Here is a 5,689-nt window from a genome sequence, read left to right as displayed (position 1 = left end):
TTTTTTTTGTCATTCTTTCTCTGTAGTCAAGGCATTATTTGAGTTAGCAATCAATGGTCAAATTTTTGACTTTCCTAAGCTCAATGAGTACGGTAATTTCTCACGAATGATTTAGGACTGCTATATACAGCGTATTTCAGGTAAATCAAGTACACGGGTAGGGGCACAACATGTTGTGCCCCTACGATTATCTGTACCTCACCCCTGTTGCAATCTGCTGAACGTCTCCCCAATGTGAAAAAGCAGGGGAGCAGAGGGGCTTTTGCCCACAAGGGGCAAGTTTTGTACCTTTTCCCCTGCCCCCTGCCTCTTATCAAGAACTGTTAGAGTAGGAGAATTATTGAATGCTGTTAGCGAAGTCGTATCTGCCTCCACGTTCAAGGGCGCGTTCGTAAGCAGGTCGTGCATGGATGCGCTCGATAAATTGCTTAATCTTTGGTCGGCTTGAGATGAGTTCAGCTTCCATAGCGACTATTTCCAGAGGAAAGCTCATTTGGATATCGGCGGCAGTAAATTCTTCGCCTACAAACCACGTACTCTTACCAAGTTCACCTTCTATGTAGTCAAAGTGAAGCTTGATCTGGGGTGCGATAAATCCTTCGTTTACGCTGCTGTCTCCTGTACCAAAACGGTTGAAGACGAGGTTCATCACTAGAGGTGGCATTGCAGATCCTTCAGCGTAATGCAGCCAATAGGTATAGCGCAGACGCTCCTTAGTACCGGATGGCGGGATTAGCCGACCATTGCCGTAGCGACTCACTATGTATTCGATAATAGCACCCGACTCAGCAACAGTCTCTTCTGCATCTGTGATTACTGGTGATTTGCCGAGCGGATGGACTTCACGCAGCAATGTCGGTGCCAGCATCGTCTTTTCATCGCGTTCGTAGAACTTAATCTCGTATTCTATACCTAATTCTTCAAGCAGCCATAGCACACGCTGCGATCGCGAGTTGTTGAGATGATGGACAACGATCATAATAGCTACTTTTTCACTTCCGGGGTTGATAGGAGCTTTTGCTCATCTCAACCTATCATCAGTTCCCCCACTCTTCATCTATCTGGTGGTTTGTCTTGCGTCTTAGTGTAGATCAAGCGATTGGCAGTTTCCAGATGAATCAAGTGGCGATCGCTGGAATGGCAATTTTGACTCCTTTGAATTCTTTAGGGTGAGGCATTAGACCCAATTTTTCGGTAATTTAGCCTAGTGGTCTGTCAAGTCAACAATGCTTAGTAAACCAAGTTTTAGAATCTTTCTCTCTTTCTCTCTGTGTTGCGCCAGTTGCTACAAGTCTCTTAACCGCAAGGGCGCACTGGCTTCTCTGTGCCTCTGCGGTTCGTTATTCCAGCAAAGTTAGCTTGACAGACTACTATATTTGTGCGTATTCCTCTTGCCATTATTGCTGCCAATAACGGAATCAAGCCAAAAAGTGACCAATAATTCAGATTTTCATTGACTACGAACCCACAATCATTAACAGGGGTTGCTACTGCATTCCCTGGTGATTCCAGCTTTGACTCCGAAGAACTAGCTGGTATCGACTTTGTTATGGTCTTCATTTTAAAGTTTGATGGTTGTAGATGAACATAGGAATAATCCAGCCTTACAGTAACGGGTTTTTAGAAGTTGTACCAGAGAGCGATTATTGGCAGATTGCAGCTATACACATCAATGGCCAAGCCTACTGCCCTACTCCTCGGCTGTATCGATCAGAAAAAGTGGCATTAGCAAAAGCTACACAAATTTATGATTGGCTAGCTGACCACGAAGGAGAAATTAGTGGTGGGGGTTACTACTGCTCTGAATTGAAACTCATCCTATGGCAGCAACCGAAAGTATCTTAGTTTACCTTGTATTAATAGCAGCTTAGAGTCAGCCTGTAGTCCCTGCCTCAAGTGTGGGGATTTTACTTTGTTGACTGGCGGTAACTTAATTTTTGTAGTCACCCCTTCCCGAACACCTACGCATCCGCGCATTCAGCGAAAAAACTAATCTGATGGGAAAGCTACTTACTTATAGATATCCTACTTAATTAGGTTAAGTGACTTCAGAGCGATGCCTGGGTTAGGCTACGCCTACGCAACACCAGCACCCTCATGACCAATGTTACTTGCCAACGTCCTCAAAGTCTGTTATCGCACAAGCAAACTCCGTAAAAGCTGTTTTAATCAAAACCTCTTTCGTTCCCCTTTCCAGCGAAGAATTGCGTATGAGGTCTGTTAATTCTATGAACAGCAGAGAAAACATAAAACGATCTTGGCGGTCAACTTGTTTCAAGCAAGACGATATAAACTGATAAAGCTCTGTTTTTCTAGGTTTGGTTTGTTCTTCCCATGTTTGTAACCCAAGCCGAAAAATTCTCAAACGGATTTCATTACTGTTGAAGGACGCGTCTTTGTAGCGGACTGATACGCGTTGAGGTATTTCCATGAGTTTTAGCTATACATATTCGATGTAAAGTAATTATTCACTTATATTTTCGCTCAACCGGAAAAATCTGATATTTTGCAGCAATTCCAACAACTGCCATAGGTTAGAAATGAATGACTTGCATGGAATATGAACAGTAGGGGCCCACAGGCGTGCGCCCCTACTATGATCAATTTAGAGGATGCCCCAGAAATGGAGTAAGCCTTGACCAGAAAAAGCTTCAATCAAAATGGCAGATAGAAAACCAATCATTGCAAGACGGCCGTTCCAGTTTTCACTCTGAGGAGTGAAGCCAAAACGCACAGCATTAGGATCTTCTGAAACAATAGGCGCAGGATTCTTAAAACCTGTCATCAGTAAAACTCCAAAGTTCAAGTGTTGTAGCAGTTGTAACTGTCTGTAAAGTAATGTAACAGATGTTTGAAAAAATGCAACATTGAGTGAATAAAGAAAATCTGAACAAAAAACTGCTTGACTAATGTCTTGGCAGCAGATTATGTGGGAGCTAATTTAGCCTTATGGCGATCGCAGTAATTAGTGAGTTAAACTGCGTTTGATTAGGGAAAATCGCATCATATTATACTCAGGTAGTACTTGAACTTTTATGTCAGTAGCCTTGTTTTGACAACCCAAGTTTTACAACAATCTGAATGGACTCCAGCAGTTATTGAGCAGCGACAAGAAGATTCTCTCCAAAGCCTTAGAAAAATATGGCGGCTGTATAGCGGTTCCCATTCAGATGCGGTACAACATTACATCGCAAGGTGTAGGGGCACGGCAGTGCCGTGCCCTTACGGGTATACCTCACAAAAAAGCATTGACTTACAAAAGCCAATTTTCTGATAATGAAAACACAGATAGAAACAGATAAACATTGATGATTTACAAGACTCAGTACTGAGTGCTGAGTGCTGAGTGCTGAGTGAATAAAAAGGACTCAGTACTGATGTACTTGGTAAAAGCCCCGCTCCTTGTGGGCGGAATCTTTTGATCAGGAGAAGGTTGATACCCCGCCCCTTGTGGGCGGTCTTTCGACTCAGCACTCAGCACTCGGAACTCAGCACTCTTCATCTATTTATATCTGTGATTGTCTGGTTTCAATACCTGGGAATTAGACGATTAAGCTTGTTGTATTTCTGGACGACCATCTTCAACCACAAATGAAGCCCGTTTACTAATGGTGCCAGATGGGGTTGTGACGTTTGACATAACTAGATAATCTGTCTTCCAAGTTGTAGGAGTCAGCGCACAGCGAACATATCCCCGTTGACCGTTGAAAAACTTAATGTGTGGGTTATCTGGTAAGTAAGCTTCAACGGTGGGATTAGTATCTGCTCCATCGCCACCGGAGCTAATTGAGGAACAGACGAATTCACTACCAACTGTGGCGGATTCTGGGTTATCAAAGTTAGCCTTCAGGTTCATCGCCCAGTGGGAATGCACATCACCTGCCAAGGATACTGGATTAGAGGGCTGGCGCTGTCCGAGGAAAGCCATGAGGCGATCGCGCGAAGCCACATAACCATCCCATTTATCCATGCTGTAAGTTCCGCCTTCTCCTGGTGTCATATCTCTTTGAGCAATCGGAACCTGCTGCGCCAAAACATTCCACTTGGACTGTGAACTATTTAAACCATCAAATAACCAATTCTCCTGCGCCTTACCGGTAATAGTTGCATTCGGATCTAAATTTTCCGGGCAACGTTCTTTAGTACCATCATCACAGGGCTGATCGGTGCGGTATTGGCGGGTATCTAGGACATGGAAGGTAGCTAAGTTGCCAAAGGAGAGCCGACGGTAAAGTTGCATATCGGGGCCAACGGGACGCGAGAAGGGGCGCAGTGGCATGTGTTCGTAGTAAGCTTGATAAGCAACAGCCCGTCGTTGCAGGAAAATTGCTCGGTCTTGATCTGGTTCAGTATCAACTTGGGAGATGTCGTTGGCGTAGTTGTTTTCTACTTCATGGTCATCCCAGGTGACAATCCAGGGAAAGGCTGCATGAGCTGCTTGCAGGTTAGTATCGGTTTTATAGAGGGCGTGACGGTTGCGGTAATCTTCTAAAGTAAAAATTTCTGAACCATCGTGTTTTCTAGGGCGATCTTCTGTGATTCCCCCTTCGTAGATGTAATCGCCAACATGCACTACTAGGCTGAGGTCTTCTTTGGCCAGATATTTGTAGGCAGTATAGTACCCCTGCTCATAGTGCTGACAAGAAACAAGGGCAAAGTTAAATTTACTTAAGTAACTATTTGCTAAAGGCGCTGTACGAGTGCGACCTATGGGGCTAGCATCTTGGCCGACAAGAAACCGATACCAGTACCAAGTATCAGATTGCAGCCCTTCTACCACAACTCGTACTGAATGAGCTAGTTCTGGGGTTGCCAGTACCGTACCTCTGGAGACAATACGCCTCATATCGGGATCAGTTGCTACTTCCCAGCGAATTGGCACATTTACAGGTGGCATTCCACCTCCGTTTAAGGGTTCAGGAGCGAGACGAGTCCAGATCACTACACTGGTAGGATATGGTTCACCCGATGCTACACCCAAAGTGAAAGGATAATTGGAAAATCTGCTTGTGGCGATTGCTCTTTGAGGAGAAAATTGGTTAGCGATCGCTAAACCAGACAATGCTCCTGCCCCGATAATTAAGTTGCGTCGTTTCATTCGACTGTGCAGGAACTGCTCAAAATTCCGGTAATCTACCATTCTCTACTCCTGGATAACAGGTAAGTTAAAGCACAGCAACAGCTAACACGAAGAAGGCAGGGTAATCGTAGACAAACTTCGTAAATAATTCCCTTACCAAAATCAGGTTTTAATTCCCAATTTTTATCTTAGTATCATTGTGTTAGATGTTGTTTTGCTACATCAAAGCCTACTAATAAGAGATTAATCCTTGGCAAAGAAAGCGTTAATATCAACTTAACCAAGGCTAGACTTTAACCTTTTTCATTGATGCAACCTTTCTCTTCATCATCCAGCCAAGGCTACAAGCAAAAAGAGCGCCAACTAAAGGTGTAGGTTCAGGTACTTGTGTATACGAAACTCTACCAGATATGGGTTCAGCATCTGGAGAAGTTCTAGAGAAAATTGTCAAATCCTCACCGATGATTTCGTAACTAATAGAACTATAGCAGTCCTAAATCATTCGTGAGAAATTACCGTACTCATTGAGCTTAGGAAAGTCAAAAATTTGACCATTGATTGCTAACTCAAATAATGCCTTGACTACAGAGAAAGAATGACAAAAAAAAT

At 43.8% G+C, this 5,689-nt stretch carries 9 protein-coding genes and 2 pseudogenes; 4 read left to right on the top strand and 7 right to left on the bottom strand.

Annotation, left to right across the window (positions count from 1 at the left end):
* Nucleotides 1-115, top strand: a pseudogene (locus LC586_RS39345) (IS630 family transposase); the annotation flags it as partial.
* Nucleotides 116-337: 222 nt separating this feature from the next.
* Here the strand turns inward: LC586_RS39345 and LC586_RS39340 are convergent.
* A complete protein-coding gene (locus LC586_RS39340) occupies nt 338-979 on the bottom strand; it encodes a glutathione S-transferase family protein (protein WP_229491207.1) in 642 nt (213 codons plus the stop codon).
* A gap of 38 nt (nt 980-1,017) precedes the next feature.
* Here LC586_RS39340 and LC586_RS39335 point away from each other — a divergent pair, with 38 nt between their 5' ends.
* Complete coding sequence (locus tag LC586_RS39335) at nt 1,018-1,173, top strand: hypothetical protein (protein ID WP_229491206.1); 156 nt, start codon at nt 1,018-1,020, stop codon at nt 1,171-1,173.
* A gap of 123 nt (nt 1,174-1,296) precedes the next feature.
* Here LC586_RS39335 and LC586_RS39330 read toward each other — a convergent pair whose 3' ends face one another.
* A complete protein-coding gene (locus tag LC586_RS39330; RefSeq protein WP_229491205.1) occupies nt 1,297-1,560 on the bottom strand; it encodes a DUF2214 family protein in 264 nt (87 codons plus the stop codon).
* 21 nt (nt 1,561-1,581) lie between these two features.
* Here LC586_RS39330 and LC586_RS39325 point away from each other — a divergent pair, with 21 nt between their 5' ends.
* Nucleotides 1,582-1,845 (top strand): hypothetical protein, encoded by a 264-nt coding sequence (locus LC586_RS39325; RefSeq protein ID WP_100902524.1) that lies wholly within the window; start codon nt 1,582-1,584, stop codon nt 1,843-1,845.
* Between the two features lie 262 nt (nt 1,846-2,107).
* On the opposite strand, the gene LC586_RS39320 is transcribed toward LC586_RS39325, so the two are convergent.
* Together LC586_RS39320 and LC586_RS39315 are read right to left on the bottom strand one after the other, a co-directional pair.
* Nucleotides 2,108-2,431 carry a hypothetical protein gene (locus LC586_RS39320; RefSeq protein ID WP_229491204.1) on the bottom strand — a complete coding sequence of 108 codons (324 nt, stop codon included), beginning with the start codon at nt 2,429-2,431 and terminating at the stop codon, nt 2,108-2,110.
* Nucleotides 2,432-2,605: 174 nt separating this feature from the next.
* Entirely contained in the window at nt 2,606-2,785 is a 180-nt protein-coding gene (locus LC586_RS39315) for a CAB/ELIP/HLIP family chlorophyll-binding protein (RefSeq protein WP_012407782.1), read from the bottom strand.
* 313 nt (nt 2,786-3,098) lie between these two features.
* Between LC586_RS39315 and LC586_RS39310 the strand changes: the two genes are divergently transcribed.
* Entirely contained in the window at nt 3,099-3,302 is a 204-nt protein-coding gene (locus tag LC586_RS39310; protein WP_229491203.1) for a hypothetical protein, read from the top strand.
* Between the two features lie 248 nt (nt 3,303-3,550).
* On the opposite strand, the gene LC586_RS39305 is transcribed toward LC586_RS39310, so the two are convergent.
* The 3 genes and pseudogenes from LC586_RS39305 to LC586_RS39295 form a co-directional block, all read right to left on the bottom strand.
* On the bottom strand, nt 3,551-5,140 hold the full coding sequence (locus tag LC586_RS39305) for an alkaline phosphatase D family protein (protein WP_229491202.1): 1,590 nt from the start codon (nt 5,138-5,140) through the stop codon (nt 3,551-3,553).
* A 226-nt stretch (nt 5,141-5,366) separates the two neighbouring features.
* Entirely contained in the window at nt 5,367-5,531 is a 165-nt protein-coding gene (locus LC586_RS39300; RefSeq protein WP_229491201.1) for a PEP-CTERM sorting domain-containing protein, read from the bottom strand.
* A 42-nt stretch (nt 5,532-5,573) separates the two neighbouring features.
* Nucleotides 5,574-5,689, bottom strand: a pseudogene (locus LC586_RS39295) (IS630 family transposase); the annotation flags it as partial.

The organism is Nostoc favosum CHAB5714, from assembly GCF_020829495.1.
Lineage (GTDB): Bacteria > Cyanobacteriota > Cyanobacteriia > Cyanobacteriales > Nostocaceae > Nostoc > Nostoc favosum.
Note: the sequence above shows the minus strand (reverse complement) of the source record. Positions and strands in the feature narration are given on the sequence as shown.

Coding starts and splice junctions, on each gene's coding strand:
- LC586_RS39320 (WP_229491204.1), bottom strand. CDS start 2,431: ATGGAAATACCTCAACGCGTATCAGTCCGCTACAAAGACGCGTCCTTC.
- LC586_RS39330 (WP_229491205.1), bottom strand. CDS start 1,560: ATGAAGACCATAACAAAGTCGATACCAGCTAGTTCTTCGGAGTCAAAG.
- LC586_RS39305 (WP_229491202.1), bottom strand. CDS start 5,140: ATGGTAGATTACCGGAATTTTGAGCAGTTCCTGCACAGTCGAATGAAA.
- LC586_RS39325 (WP_100902524.1), top strand. CDS start 1,582: ATGAACATAGGAATAATCCAGCCTTACAGTAACGGGTTTTTAGAAGTT.
- LC586_RS39315 (WP_012407782.1), bottom strand. CDS start 2,785: ATGACAGGTTTTAAGAATCCTGCGCCTATTGTTTCAGAAGATCCTAAT.
- LC586_RS39340 (WP_229491207.1), bottom strand. CDS start 979: ATGATCGTTGTCCATCATCTCAACAACTCGCGATCGCAGCGTGTGCTA.